Source organism: Micromonospora sp. ZG13 (genome assembly GCF_059359355.1).
Window position 1 is genome coordinate 139184 of sequence record NZ_JCADBQ010000013.1, and the last position, 13479, is coordinate 152662.

Genomic DNA, 13479 nt, shown 5'->3' on the forward strand with positions numbered 1-13479 from the left:
ATGGCACGCGTCAAGCGGGCTGTGAACGCCCAGAAGAAGCGCCGTACCCTGCTGGAGACCGCGAGCGGCTACCGCGGTCAGCGCTCCCGCCTCTACCGCAAGGCCAAGGAGCAGGTGCTGCACTCGATGCAGTACGCCTACCGGGACCGTCGCGACCGCAAGGGCGACTTCCGGCAGCTGTGGATCCAGCGGATCAACGCGGGCGCCCGCGCCAACGGGATGACCTACAACCGCCTGATCCAGGGCCTGCGCCTGGCCGGCATCGAGGTCGACCGCAAGATCCTGGCCGACCTGGCCGTCAACGACGCCGCCGCCTTCGCGGCGATCGTCGAGCTGGCCCGGGCCGCGGTCGCGGCCGAGGGCACCGGCGGCGCGGCGGCCCAGGCCGCCTGATCCCCGCGCACCAGCAGATCGAGGCGTCTCCCATGCAGTCACCATCGCGCGGGAGACGCCTCGACGCTGTCTCCGGCCCCTTCACCCCGCGTACGCCCCGGGTGGTCGCCGCCCGGCGGTTGCAGCGCCGCCGGGACCGCGAGGCCGCCGGCCGCTTCCTGGCCGAGGGGCCGCAGGCGGTCCGAGAGGCCCTGGCCCGCCCGGGGGTGGTCACCGAACTCTTCGGTACGCCCGCCGCCCTGGACCGCCACGCCGACCTGGCCGCCGTCGCGGCCCGCGCCGACGTGCCCGTGTCCGAGGCGACCGACGAGGCGCTCGCCGCGCTGGCCGAGACCGTGGCCCCGCAGGGCCTCGTCGCCGTCTGCCGCCACCTCGACGTGCCCCTGGAGCGGGCCCTGGCCGACGGGCCCCGCCTGGTGGCGGTGCTCGCCGGGATCCGCGACCCGGGCAACGCGGGCACGGTGCTGCGCACCGCCGACGCCGCGGGTGCCGGCGCGGTCGTCTTCGCCGGCGAGGCCGTCGACCCGTACAACGGCAAGTGCGTGCGGGCCTCGGCCGGCAGCCTCTTCCACGTCGACGTGGTCCGCGCCCCCGACCCGGTGGAGGTCGTCGCGGCGTTGCGCGCCGCCGGGCTCACCGTCCTCGCCACCACCGGCTACGGCGAGGACGACCTCGACGACCTGGCCGACGACGGGCGGCTGGCCGCCCCCACCGCGTGGCTCTTCGGCTCCGAGGCGCACGGGCTGCCCGAGGCGCTCACCGCCGCCGCCGACGCCCGGGTCCGGGTGCCCCTGCACGGGCGCGCCGAGAGCCTGAACCTGGCTGCGGCCGCCGCGGTCTGCCTGTACGCTTCAGCGAGAGCGCAGCGGTGACCGGTCGCAGGTCCCGCGAGCCGTCCAGCAGAGGAGAGCGTCCGCCCATGAACGCGCCACGGCGTTCGTTTAGCCAGCCCGCCGGTGTCGGCGGGCGGCGGGCCTGACCTGCTCCCCGCACAACTCCCACCGGCGGGCTGCGGCACAGCCGCGCGTCCGTAGACTCGCTTCGCCGCCTGAGTGAGGGCTGGCGCCGCCGTGAGGGAGTGCCCGTACGTCATGAGCTACCGCAACGATCCGTACGATCCGAAGCAGGTCGCCCTGCTCGACCCGGCCGCCCTGGCCGAGGCCGTCGCCGCCGCCGAGAAGGCGTTCGTCGAGGCCGCCGACCCCGACGCGCTGACCGCGCTGCGCCCGGCGCACCTCGGCGACCGGTCGCCGATCTCGCTGGCCCGCCGCGAGATCGGCGCGCTGCCGCCGGCCGCGAAGTCCGACGCCGGCAAGCGGGTCAACGAGGCCCGCCGCGCCGTCGAGGCCGCGTACGCCGCCCGCCAGGAGGTGCTGGACCGGGAGCAGGCGCAGCGGGTGCTGGTGGAGGAGCGCGTCGACGTGACGCTGCCGAACGACCGGCGGCCCCGCGGCGCCCGGCACCCGATCAGCACGCTGATGGAGCAGGTCAGCGACCTGTTCGTCGGCATGGGCTACGAGGTGGCCGAGGGGCCCGAGGTCGAGTTGGAGTGGACGAACTTCGACGCCCTTAACATCCCCGCCGACCACCCGGCGCGCGGCCTGATGGACACCTTCCACGTCGCGCCGCCGGAGGGCACGGAGGGCTCCGGCCTGGTGCTGCGTACGCACACCTCGCCGGTGCAGGCGCGCACCATGCTGACCCGCAAGCCGCCGATCTACGTGATCGTGCCGGGCCGGGTCTACCGCACCGACGAGCTGGACGCCACCCACGCGCCGGTCTTCCACCAGGTGGAGGGCCTCGTGGTCGACCGGGGCATCACCATGGCGCACCTGCGCGGCACCCTGGACCACTTCGCCCGGGCGATGTTCGGCGCGGGCGCGAGGACCCGCTTCCGGCCGCACTACTTCCCGTTCACCGAGCCGTCCGCCGAGTTCGACGTCTGGTTCCCCGAGCACCGCGACGGCCCGCGCTGGGTCGAGTGGGGCGGCTGCGGCATGGTCAACCCGCGGGTGCTGCGCGCCTGCGGCATCGACCCCGAGGTCTACTCCGGATTCGCGTTCGGCATGGGCATCGACCGGACGGTGATGTTCCGGCACGGGGTCAGCGACATGCGGGACATGGCCGAGGGCGACGTGCGGTTCACCCGCGCGTTCGGGGTCGGGGCGTAGGCGATGCGGGTACGAGTCACGGAGACGGTGGTCTGAGTCATGCGAGTTTCTGTCAGTTGGCTGCGGGAGTACGTCGACCTCCCCGCCGACCTGCCCACGGCCGACCTGGAGCAGGCCCTGGTCGACCTCGGCGTCGAGGTCGAGTCCGTGGTGGACCTGCGGGAGACCGTCACCGGTGCGCTGGTCGTCGGTGAGGTCCGCGAGATCGAGGAGCTGACCGGCTTCAAGAAGCCGATCCGGTTCTGCCGGGTCGACGTCGGCGACGCCAACGGCACCGGCGAGCCGCAGGAAATCGTCTGCGGGGCGCGTAACTTCGCCCCGGGCGACCGGGTCGTGGTGATCCTGCCCGGTGGCGTGCTGCCCGGCGGCTTCGCCATCGGCGCGCGCAAGACGTACGGGCGCAACTCCAACGGCATGATCTGCTCCGCGCGGGAGCTGGGCCTGGGCGACGACCACGACGGCATCATCGTGCTGCCCGGGGACGTACCGGCCAAGCCGGGCGACGACGCGCGGCCCGTCGTCGGGCTCGACGACGTCGTGGTCGAGGTGGAGATCACCCCCGACCGGGGGTACGCGATGAGCGTGCGCGGCCTGGCCCGGGAGCTGTCGCACGCCCTCGGCGTGCCGTTCCGCGACCCGGGCCTGGCGCCCGCGCCCGGCGGCACCGACACGCCGGCGTACCCGGTCGAGGTGCGCGACACCGTCGGCTGCGACCGGTTCGCCGCCCGCCTCGTGCGCGGCGTCGACCCGGCGGCGCCCACCCCCGGCTGGATGCAGCGGCGGCTCACCGCCGCCGGCATCCGCTGCATCTCGCTGCCGGTCGACATCACCAACTACGTGATGCTCGAGCTGGGCCAGCCGATGCACGCCTTCGACGCCGACCGGATCGCCGGGCCGCTGGTGGTCCGGCGCGCCGGGGCGGGGGAGAAGCTGACGACCCTGGACGGGGTCACCCGCGCCCTCGCGCCCGAGGACATGGTGATCTGCGACGACACCGGCCCGATCTCGCTGGCCGCCGTGATGGGTGGCGAGACGAGCGAGGTCGTTGCCGGGACGACGAACGTGCTCTTCGAGGCCGCCCACTGGGACCCGGTGATGGTCGGGCGCACCGCCCGCCGGCACAAGCTGTTCAGCGAGGCGGCGAAGCGCTGGGAGCGGGGCGTCGACCCGGCCCTGCCGCTGGTCGCCATCGCGCGGGCGGTCGGGCTGCTCACCGAGCACGCCGGTGGCGCGGCCGGGGACGAGATCCTCGACGTCGACCACGTCCGGCCGCGTACCCCCGTCGTGCTGCCGGTCGACCTGCCGAGCCGGCGGATCGGCGTGAACTACCCGCCGGCGCGGGTGGTCGCCCTGCTGGAGCAGGTCGGCTGCACCGTCGCGCGGGGCGCCGACCGGCTGGCCGAGGACCCGGGCGAGGTCGGCGTGACCGCCGGTGCCGACGACGCGCTCAGCGTCACCCCGCCGACCTGGCGGCCCGACCTGACCGACCCGGCCGACCTGGTCGAGGAGGTGGTCCGCCTCGACGGGTACGACCGGGTGCCGTCGGTGCTGCCGACCGCGCCGCCCGGTCGCGGCCTGACCTGGCAGCAGCGGCGCCGCCGGGCCGTGGCCCGGTCGCTGGCCGAGCGGGGGTACGTCGAGGTGCTCGCGCACCCGTTCGTCGCCCCCGGGCTGGCCGACCAGCTCGGCCTGCCGGCCGACGACCCGCGTCGGCGCGCGGTGCGGCTGGCCAACCCGCTGTCGGAGGAGGAGCCGCTGCTGCGCACCACGCTGCTGGGCCCGCTGCTCGGCATCGTCAAGCGCAACCTCGGCCGGGGCCAGCGCGACCTCGCGCTCTACGAGATCGGCGCGGTGTTCCACCCGCGTACCGGCGCCGGCAGCCCGCCGGCGATGGGCGTGGACCGGCGCCCCACCGACGAGGAGTTCGCCGCCGCCGACGCGGTGGTGCCCGAGCAGCCCCGGCACGTCGCCGTCGTCCTGACCGGCGACGTGGAGCCGGCGGGCTGGTGGGGCGCGGGCCGCCCGGCCGGCTGGGCGGACGCCGTACAGGCCGGCCGGGACGTGCTGGCCGCCGCCGAGGTCCCCGCCGAGCGGATCGAGGTCCGGGCCGCCGAGCACGCCCCCTGGCACCCCGGCCGGTGCGCCGAGCTGCTGGTCGACGGCACCGTGGTCGGGCACGCCGGCGAGCTGCATCCGGCGGTCCTGGCGGCGCTGGAGCTGCCCCGGCGCACCAGCGCCATGGAGCTCGACCTGGACGCGCTGCCGGCCGCCCCGGTGGCGTCCGCGCCGGTCGTGTCGGGCTTCCCCCCGGCGCTGATCGACGTGGCGCTGGTCGTCGACTCCTCGGTGCCGGCGGCGCAGGTGCAGCAGGCCCTCGTCGAGGGCGCCGGCGGCCTGCTGGAGGGCGTGCGCCTGTTCGACGTGTACGCCTCGGAGCAGCTCGGGGCGGACCGCAGGTCGCTGGCGTACAAGCTCACCTTCCGGGCGCCGGACCGGACGTTGACCGTGGAGGAGGCGGTGGCCGCACGGGACGCGGCGGTCGCCCGCGCCGCGGAGCGCTTCGGCGCCACCCTGCGCGGCGCCTGAGTGACGACGAATGCCCCTTCCGCCGGCGCGGGAGGGGCATTCGTCACGCACCCGGAGATCCTGCTCCTCGAGGAGCGAGCGACTCGACACAAGATCACCTCCGACGTATCGGCTGAAAGGTCAGGGGCCTCGGAATTTTTGGCTACCCGCCAGTCACATCCGAGCGGTTAACCTGCTTTGATTCCAGGTGTAGCCGGAGTCACACCCCCCGCCGCCCCCACGGGAGTCGAGTCATGTCCGAGGATCCGCCGATCACCACCATCGATGTCTGCGTCGTGGGCGGCTGCGGGCGGGTGGGGCTGCCGCTGGGCATCGCCTTCGCCTCGCGCGGCCTCTCCGTCGTGCTGTACGACATCAACGCCGACGCGGTCGACACCGTCAACGCGGCCAGGCTGCCCTTCGCTGAGCCCGGCGCGGCCGAGGCGCTCGCGGAGGCGGTGGCCACCGGCCGGCTGCGCGCCAGCACCGACCCGGCCAGCGTCGGCGCCTCCGAGCACCTCGTCGTGGTGGTCGGCACCCCGGTCGACGAGCACCTCAACCCGGACCTGGGCGCCGTGCCCCGGGCCCTGGAGCGCTGCGCCGAGCACCTGCGCGACGGGCAGCTCGTCGTGCTGCGCAGCACCGTCTACCCCGGGGTCACCGCGCTGACCGAGAAGCTGCTCGCCGGCAAGGGCATCCGCGCCGACGTGGCGTTCTGTCCGGAGCGCATCGCCGAGGGGCGGGCGATGACGGAGCTGTTCACGCTGCCGCAGATCGTCGCCGCCCGTACGCCGGGGGCGCTCGCCCGCGCCGAGAAGTTGTTCCGGCACCTCACCACCCAGATCGTGCCGCTCGAGCCGGAGGAGGCCGAGCTGGCGAAGCTGTTCACCAACACGTGGCGCTACATCAAGTTCGCCACCGCCAACCAGTTCTGGATGATGGCCAACGACTTCGGTCTGGACTTCGCCCGGATCCGGCACGCCGTGGCGCACGACTACCCGCGCGCGGCGGACCTGCCGATGCCCGGGTTCGCGGCCGGGCCGTGCCTGTTCAAGGACACCATGCAGCTGGCCGCGTTCAACCGGAACAACTTCGTGCTCGGCCACTCCGCCATGTTGATCAACGAGGGGCTGCCGCTCTACCTGGTGTCCCGCCTGGAGGACCGCTTCGACCTGTCCGAGCTGACCGTGGGCATCCTCGGGATGGCCTTCAAGGGCGGAAGCGACGATCCCCGGGAGAGCCTGGCGTACAAGCTGCGCAAGATCCTGGCGCTGAAGACCCGCGAGACGCTCTGCACGGACCCCCACGTGGCCGACGAGCGGTTCGTCGACCTGGACGAGGTGCTGCGCCGGGCCGACGTGCTGGTGATCGCCGCCCCGCACGAGCAGTACGCACGCCTGGAGACCGACAAGCCGGTCATCGACATGTGGGGCCTGACCGGGCAGGGGGTGCGGGTGTGAAGCCCCGGGTGTCGGTGATCGTGCCGGTCTACAACGAGGGCGAGGCGATCCTGCGCTGCCTGGAGCGGATGCTGCGCGAGATGCTGCTGCCCGCCGAGGTGCTGGTCGTGCACGACATGCCCGAGGACACCACCGTGCCGTACGTCGAGCAGGTCGCGCGCACGGACCCGCGGGTGCGGGCGGTGCTCAACACCTACGGCCGTGGTCCGGCCAACGCGATCCGGTTCGGCATCGACACGGCGCTCGCCCCGGTCGTGGTCGTGACCATGGCCGACGGCTGTGACGATCCCCGCCAGATCGACGAGCTGGCCCGGCTGGTCGACCGGGGGGTGGTGGTCGCCGCCGCGTCCCGCTACATGCCCGGGGGCCAGCAGGTCGGCGGGCCCCGGCTGAAGCGGATGATGTCGCGCTGGGCGGGGCGCAGCCTCTACACCCTCGCCCGCGTCGGCACCCGCGACGCCACGAACAGCTTCAAGGCGTACGACACCGCGTTCGTGCGGGAGGTGGGGATCGAGTCGCGTACCGGCTTCGAGATCGGGCTGGAGCTGACCGCGAAGGCGACCCGGCTGCGGCTGCCCGTGGCCGAGATCCCGACCATCTGGCTGGACCGGCCGCTGGGGGAGTCCCACTTCGACCTGGGTCGCTTCCTTCTCGGCTACCTGCGCTGGTATTTCTTCGCATACGGTCGACGGCTGGCACGGGAGAAACTGTCCGGGCGCACCACCCCGACCGGGGTCGTGCCGGCCCAGCGCGACCCGCAGGACAGCACCGAGTTCGAACAGACCGCATAGGAGCGCACGTGGCGAAGGTCCTGGTAACTGGTTCGGCCGGCTTCATCGGCGGCTACCTCGTCTCCGAGTTGTTGGACCGGGGCCACGAGGTCGTCGGGGTGGACGACTTCTCCAAGTACGGCCCGGTCACCCACAGCTACGACCAGCACCCCCGGTTTCGGTTCGTCGAGGGTGACGCCCGGGACGCGGACCTGCTCACCGAGCTGCTGGACGGCTGCGACCACCTGGTCGCCGGGGCGGCGATGATCGGCGGCATCTCCTACTTCCACGCGTACGCCTACGACCTGCTCGCCACGAACGAGCGGATCATGGCCTCCACCTGCGACGCGGCGATCCGCGCCCACCGCGACGGCCGCCTGGCGAAGGTCACCTACCTCTCCTCGTCGATGGTCTTTGAGTCCACCGAGCACTGGCCCAGCCGGGAGGGCGACGAGCGCCGCATCCCGCCGCCGCTGTCGTCGTACGGCTTCCAGAAGCTGGCCGTGGAGTACTACGCCCGGGCGGCCTGGGAGCAGTATCAGTTGCCGTACACGATCGTGCGGCCGTTCAACTGTGTCGGCGTGGGGGAGGGGCGGGCGCTGGGGCAGGCCGAGGTGCTCTCCGGCAACGTCAAGCTGGCCATGTCGCATGTCGTGCCCGATCTGGTGCAGAAGATCGTGAAGGGGCAGGACCCGCTGCACGTTCTCGGCGAGGGCAACCAGGTCCGGCACTACACCTACGGCGGCGACCTGGCCCGGGGCATCGCCACGGCGATCGAGCACCCGGCGGCGCGCAACGAGGACTTCAACCTCTCCACGGCCGAGTCGACCACGGTCCTGGAGCTGGCCGAGCTGATCTGGCGCAAGATCAAGGGCGAGCACGTGCCGTTCCGGTACGTCTCCGACGAGCCCTACCAGTACGACGTGCAGAAGCGGGTGCCGGACGTGACCAAGTCCCGTGAGGTGCTGGGCTTCACGGCGAGCACCTCGTTGGACGAGATGCTCGACGAGGTCATCCCGTGGGTGACCCGTGCGGTCGAGGAGGGCCGCCTCTGAGTGGTCCCCCGCCGGTTCGAGGCCCGTGGCGCACTGCGGCGCGGGCCTCCGCCATGACGGGGGTCACGTCTCTCATCGCCATACGGTCAACTGCATGAACTTGCAGAGGGCGGTCCGTCATTGCTAGGCTTCCTGCATAGTCATGCGGAGGTGGGAATGAGTATCCGGGTTGCGATTGCCGGGGCGAGCGGCTACGCCGGGGGCGAGCTGATCCGCCTGGTCGCCGGGCACCCGGAGTTCGAGCTGGTCGCCGCCACCGCGCACAGCCAGGCCGGGCACCGGCTCGACGTCGTACATCCGCAGCTCGCCGGCCTGGACATGATCCTCGGCGAGACGGACGCGGCGACGCTGGCCGACGCGGACCTGGTCTTCCTGGCCCTGCCGCACGGGCAGTCGGCGGCCCTGGCGGCCCAGCTCCCGCCCGAGGTGCGCGTCGTCGACCTGGGCGCCGACCACCGGCTCGCCGACCCCTACGCCTGGGCCAACTACTACGGCGGCACCCACGCCGGCCCGTGGACCTACGGCCTGCCCGAGCTGCCCGGCCAGCGGGAGCTGATCGCCGGTTCCACCCGGGTCGCCAACACGGGCTGCTACGCCGCCGCGATCATCCTGGCCCTCGCCCCGCTGGTGGCCGCCGGTGCCGCCGCCCCGGCCGACGTGGTGGTCGTCGCCGCCTCGGGCACCTCGGGTGCGGGCAAGGCGGCCAAGCCGCACCTGCTCGGCAGCGAGGTGATGGGCGACCTGTCGCCCTACCGCGTGGGCACCCACCAGCACGTACCGGAGATCAAGCAGGCCACCGGCGCGACCGGCCTGTCGCTGACGCCGGTGCTCGCGCCGATGCCCCGGGGCATCCTCGCCACGGTGACGGCCGTGCCGGCCCGGGGGGTCGACCCGCGGGCGGTGCTCGCCGAGGCGTACGCGGACGCGCCCTTCGTGCACGTCCTGCCGGAGGGGGCCTGGCCGCACACCGCCGCCACCCTCGGCTCCAACTCCTGCCACCTCCAGGCCACCGTCGACGTCGACTCCCGGCGGATGATCGTGCTGAGCGCGCTGGACAACCTCGGCAAGGGCGCCGCCGGCCAGGCGGTGCAGAACGCCAACCTCATGTGCGGCCTGCCGGAGACCACAGGCCTGTCCGTCTGGGGCGTCGCACCGTGAGCGCGTGGATCACGACGCGGCGCAGCCCGGCGTATGCGAACGAGGGAGCGGTACCTGTGGGCGCGAGGAACGCGACGCGGCGGATCTGGGCGGTCGTGAACGAGGGAGCAGTAGCGGTGAGTGCGGCGCGGCGCGGCCGGGCGGTCGCGGACGAAGGGGGAGCGCGGTGAGCGTCACGACTCCGCGGGGGTTCCGCGCGGCCGGGGTGGCCGCCGGGCTCAAGACCAGCGGCGCGAGCGACGTCGCGCTGGTTGTCAACGACGGCCCGGACGCCGGCGTCGCCGGCGTGTTCACCGCCAACCGGGTCAAGGCCGCGCCGGTGCTCTGGACGCAGCAGGTGGTGCGCGGCGGGGTCGCCCGGGCCGTGGTGCTCAACTCCGGCGGCGCCAACGCGTGCACGGGTCCGGCCGGCTTCCAGGACACCCACGCCACCGCCGAGCACACCGCCGCCGCGCTCACCTCGGCCAGCGCGCGGATGATGCTCGGCGCCGCCGACGTGGCGGTCTGCTCGACCGGCCTGATCGGCGAGCGGCTGCCCATGCAGAAGCTGCTCCCCGGCGTACGCTCGGCGATCCGCCGGCTGTCGCGCGACGGCGGCGCGGCGGCCGCCGAGGCCATTATGACCACGGACACCCGGCCCAAGACCGCGGTGGCGCGGGGCAGCGGCTGGACCGTCGGCGGCATGGCCAAGGGGGCCGGCATGCTCGCGCCGGCGATGGCCACCATGCTCTGCGTGCTGACCACCGACGCGGTGGCCGGGCCGGAGGCCCTCGACGCCGCCCTGCGCGAGGCGTGCCGGGTCACCTTCGACCGGATCGACTCCGACGGCTGCATGTCGACCAACGACACGGTGCTGCTGCTGGCCAGCGGCGCGAGCGGCATCGCGCCGACCCCGGCCGAGCTGGCGGCCGCCGTCACCGCCACTGCCCACGACCTGGCCCAGCAGCTCATCGCCGACGCCGAGGGCGCCACCAAGCAGATCGCCATCGACGTGGTCGGGGCGGCCAGCGAGGACGACGCCGTCGAGGTGGGGCGGTCGGTGGCGCGCAACAACCTGGTCAAGACGGCGCTGTTCGGCAACGACCCGAACTGGGGTCGGATCCTCGCCGCCGTCGGCACCACCGCCGCCGCCTTCGAGCCCGACGGGGTCGACGTCGCGGTCAACGGCGTGTGGGTGTGCCGCTCCGGCGCCGCCGCCGAGGACCGGTCCAAGGTCGACCTGAGCGGACGGGACGTCACCATCCGCATCGACCTGCACGCCGGCGCCGCCGCGGCGACGATCTGGACCAACGACCTGTCCCACGCGTACGTACACGAGAACTCGGCCTACTCGACATGAGCCTCTCCACCGATCTCGCCCGCGCCCAGGTCAAGGCGGCCACGCTGATCGAGGCGCTGCCCTGGCTGGCCCGCTTCTCCGGCTCGACCGTCGTGGTCAAGTACGGCGGCAACGCCATGATCGACCCGGAGCTCCAGCGGGCCTTCGCCGCCGACATGGTCTTCCTGCGCTACGCCGGCCTCCGGCCGGTCGTGGTGCACGGCGGCGGCCCGCAGATCTCCGCCATGCTCGGCCGGCTGGGCATCGCCAGCGAGTTCCGGGGCGGCCTGCGGGTCACCACCCCGGAGGCGATGGACGTGGTCCGGATGGTCCTCGTCGGCCAGGTCGGCCGGGAGCTCGTTGGCCTGATCAACGCCCACGGGCCGTTCGCGGTGGGCCTCTCCGGCGAGGACGCCGGGCTGTTCACCGCCGTGCGGCGGCCCGCGTACGTCGACGGGGAGGCGGTCGACGTGGGGCAGGTCGGCGACGTGGAGTCGGTCGACGCCTCGGCGGTCACCGACCTGATCGCGGCCGGTCGCATCCCGGTGATCTCCACGGTGGCGCCCGACGCCGACGGGGTGCTGCACAACCTGAACGCCGACACGGCCGCCGCCGCCCTCGCCGTCGCCCTCGACGCCCGCAAGCTGGTCGTCCTCACCGACGTGCCCGGCCTCTACGCCGACTGGCCCGACACCGACAGCCTGGTCAGCGAGATCACCGTGGACGAGCTGGCGGCGCTGCTGCCGTCCCTGTCCAGCGGCATGGTGCCCAAGATGGAGGCGTGCCTGCGGGCGGTGCAACAGGGGGTGCCGGCCGCGCACGTCGTCGATGGCCGGGTCGCCCACTCCACGCTGCTGGAGGTCTTCACCTCCGAAGGATTCGGCACCATGGTGGTGAGCGCGAGGAGTGAGCTTGCGAGCCCCGCAGTCGGGAACGAGGCGGGTGTGGTGAGCGCGAGGAGTGAGCTTGCGAGCCCCGCAGTCGGGAACGAGGCGGGTGTGGTGAGCGCGAGGAGTGAGCTTGCGAGCCCCGCAGTCGGGAACGAGGCGGGTGTGGTGAGCGCGAGGAGTGAGCTTGCGAGCCCCGCAGTCGGGAACGAGGCGGGCGCCGTGAGCGCGAGCAGTGGATCCGCGGGCCCCGCGGTCGTCAACGAGGAAGGCAGGGCCACCGGATGAGCACGCTCGTCGAGCGCTGGACGCAGTCCATGATGGACAACTACGGTACGCCGCCGCTCGCTCTCGTCTCCGGCTCCGGCGCCGTCGTGGTCGACGACGCCGGCCGGGAGTACGTCGACTTCGTCGGCGGCATCGCGGTCAACGCCCTCGGGCACGCCCATCCGGCGGTGGTGGCGGCCGTGTCGAAGCAGGTCGCCACCCTCGGGCACGTCTCCAACCTCTATGTCGCCGAGCCGCCGGTGGCCCTCGCCGAGCTGCTGCTGGCCCTGGCCGGGCGGCCCGGGCGGGTCTTCTTCGCCAACTCGGGCGCGGAGGCCAACGAGGCGGCGTTCAAGCTGTCGCGGCTCACCGGCCGCTCGCACGTGGTCGCCACCCGGGGCGGCTTCCACGGGCGCACCATGGGCGCGCTCGCCCTCACCGGCCAGCCGGCCAAGGCCGACCCGTTCCGCCCGCTGCCCGGTGAGGTGACGCACGTCGACTACGGCGACGTGGCGGCCCTGGAGGCGGCGGTCAGCGACGCCACCGCCATGGTGATCCTGGAACCGGTGCAGGGGGAGAACGGCGTGGTGGTCCCGCCGGCCGGCTACCTGGCCGCCGCGCGGCGGATCACCGCCCGGCACGGCGCGCTGCTGGTGCTCGACGAGGTGCAGACCGGCGTCGGGCGTACGGGGCACTGGTTCGCGCACCAGGCCGATGGTGTCGAGCCCGACGTGGTGACCCTGGCCAAGGGGCTCGGCGGCGGGCTGCCCATCGGCGCCTGCCTGGCCTTCGGCCGGGCCGCCGAGCTGCTGGCCCCCGGTTCGCACGGCACCACCTTCGGCGGCAACCCGGTGAGCTGCGCCGCCGCGCTCGCCGTGGTGTCGACCATCGCCAGCGAGGGGCTGCTCGACCACGTCAAGCGGGTCGGCGAGCGGCTGCGCCGGGGGATCGAGGCGCTGGGCCACCCGCTGGTCGACGGCGTACGCGGCGCCGGCCTGCTGCTCGGCGTGGTGCTGACCGCGCCCGTCGCGAAGGTGCTCGCCGAGGCGCTGCGCGAGGCCGGCTTCCTGGTCAACCCCGTGCAGCCCGGCGTGGTACGGCTCGCCCCGCCGCTGATCCTCACCGTCGCCCAGGCCGACGCCCTCCTGGCCGCCCTCCCCGCCGCACTCGACGCCGCGACCCCCGCCGCCGCCGGCTCCGTCCCGACTGCCGGCTCCGTCCCGACTGCCGCCCCCGATCCCGTTTCAGATCTTGGTACGAATCGGCCCCTGGAGGGGCACGAACTCACCAAGATCTCGACGCCGACCATGCCCCCGACCACGCCGACCATGCCCCCGACCACGCCGACCACCCCGACCACCCCGGCCGCCGGCGCGGCGACCACGCCGAGCACGCCCACCGCCGGCGTGGCGGCGATGCCGAACGCTACGGAGGC

Annotated in this window: 9 protein-coding genes and 2 pseudogenes; all 11 read left to right on the top strand. The window is 73.8% G+C overall.

Annotated features, from left to right (window positions below):
• Entirely contained in the window at positions 1-393 is a 393-nt protein-coding gene (gene rplT, locus AC5L34_RS23455; protein ID WP_030335718.1) for a 50S ribosomal protein L20, read from the top strand.
• Positions 394-425: 32 nt separating this feature from the next.
• Complete coding sequence (locus tag AC5L34_RS23460) at positions 426-1265, top strand: TrmH family RNA methyltransferase (RefSeq protein ID WP_441177297.1); 840 nt, start codon at positions 426-428, stop codon at positions 1263-1265.
• Between the two features lie 219 nt (positions 1266-1484).
• Positions 1485-2564, top strand: coding sequence for a phenylalanine--tRNA ligase subunit alpha (pheS, locus tag AC5L34_RS23465; RefSeq protein ID WP_494826979.1), 1080 nt, complete (start codon positions 1485-1487; stop codon positions 2562-2564).
• 39 nt (positions 2565-2603) lie between these two features.
• Positions 2604-5150 carry a phenylalanine--tRNA ligase subunit beta gene (pheT, locus tag AC5L34_RS23470; protein WP_494826981.1) on the top strand — a complete coding sequence of 849 codons (2547 nt, stop codon included), beginning with the start codon at positions 2604-2606 and terminating at the stop codon, positions 5148-5150.
• A 233-nt stretch (positions 5151-5383) separates the two neighbouring features.
• Positions 5384-6589 carry a nucleotide sugar dehydrogenase gene (locus AC5L34_RS23475; protein ID WP_441177300.1) on the top strand — a complete coding sequence of 402 codons (1206 nt, stop codon included), beginning with the start codon at positions 5384-5386 and terminating at the stop codon, positions 6587-6589.
• On the top strand, positions 6586-7380 hold the full coding sequence (locus AC5L34_RS23480) for a glycosyltransferase family 2 protein (protein WP_441177301.1): 795 nt from the start codon (positions 6586-6588) through the stop codon (positions 7378-7380). The genes AC5L34_RS23475 and AC5L34_RS23480 overlap by 4 nt, the downstream gene beginning before the upstream one ends.
• An 8-nt stretch (positions 7381-7388) precedes the next feature.
• A complete protein-coding gene (locus AC5L34_RS23485; protein ID WP_441177302.1) occupies positions 7389-8414 on the top strand; it encodes an NAD-dependent epimerase/dehydratase family protein in 1026 nt (341 codons plus the stop codon).
• Positions 8415-8570: 156 nt separating this feature from the next.
• A complete protein-coding gene (gene argC / locus AC5L34_RS23490; protein WP_441177303.1) occupies positions 8571-9572 on the top strand; it encodes an N-acetyl-gamma-glutamyl-phosphate reductase in 1002 nt (333 codons plus the stop codon).
• Between the two features lie 166 nt (positions 9573-9738).
• On the top strand, positions 9739-10911 hold the full coding sequence (argJ, locus tag AC5L34_RS23495) for a bifunctional glutamate N-acetyltransferase/amino-acid acetyltransferase ArgJ (RefSeq protein ID WP_494826984.1): 1173 nt from the start codon (positions 9739-9741) through the stop codon (positions 10909-10911).
• Positions 10908-11792, top strand: a pseudogene (gene argB / locus AC5L34_RS23500) (acetylglutamate kinase); the annotation flags it as partial. The gene argJ and the pseudogene argB, both read left to right, overlap by 4 nt.
• A gap of 269 nt (positions 11793-12061) precedes the next feature.
• Positions 12062-13420 (top strand): annotated as a pseudogene (locus AC5L34_RS23505) (acetylornithine transaminase); the annotation flags it as partial.
• Between the last annotated feature and the right edge of the window lie 59 nt (positions 13421-13479).

Coding starts and splice junctions, on each gene's coding strand:
- pheT (WP_494826981.1), top strand. CDS start 2,604: ATGCGAGTTTCTGTCAGTTGGCTGCGGGAGTACGTCGACCTCCCCGCC.
- argC (WP_441177303.1), top strand. CDS start 8,571: ATGAGTATCCGGGTTGCGATTGCCGGGGCGAGCGGCTACGCCGGGGGC.
- AC5L34_RS23475 (WP_441177300.1), top strand. CDS start 5,384: ATGTCCGAGGATCCGCCGATCACCACCATCGATGTCTGCGTCGTGGGC.
- pheS (WP_494826979.1), top strand. CDS start 1,485: ATGAGCTACCGCAACGATCCGTACGATCCGAAGCAGGTCGCCCTGCTC.
- rplT (WP_030335718.1), top strand. CDS start 1: ATGGCACGCGTCAAGCGGGCTGTGAACGCCCAGAAGAAGCGCCGTACC.
- AC5L34_RS23460 (WP_441177297.1), top strand. CDS start 426: ATGCAGTCACCATCGCGCGGGAGACGCCTCGACGCTGTCTCCGGCCCC.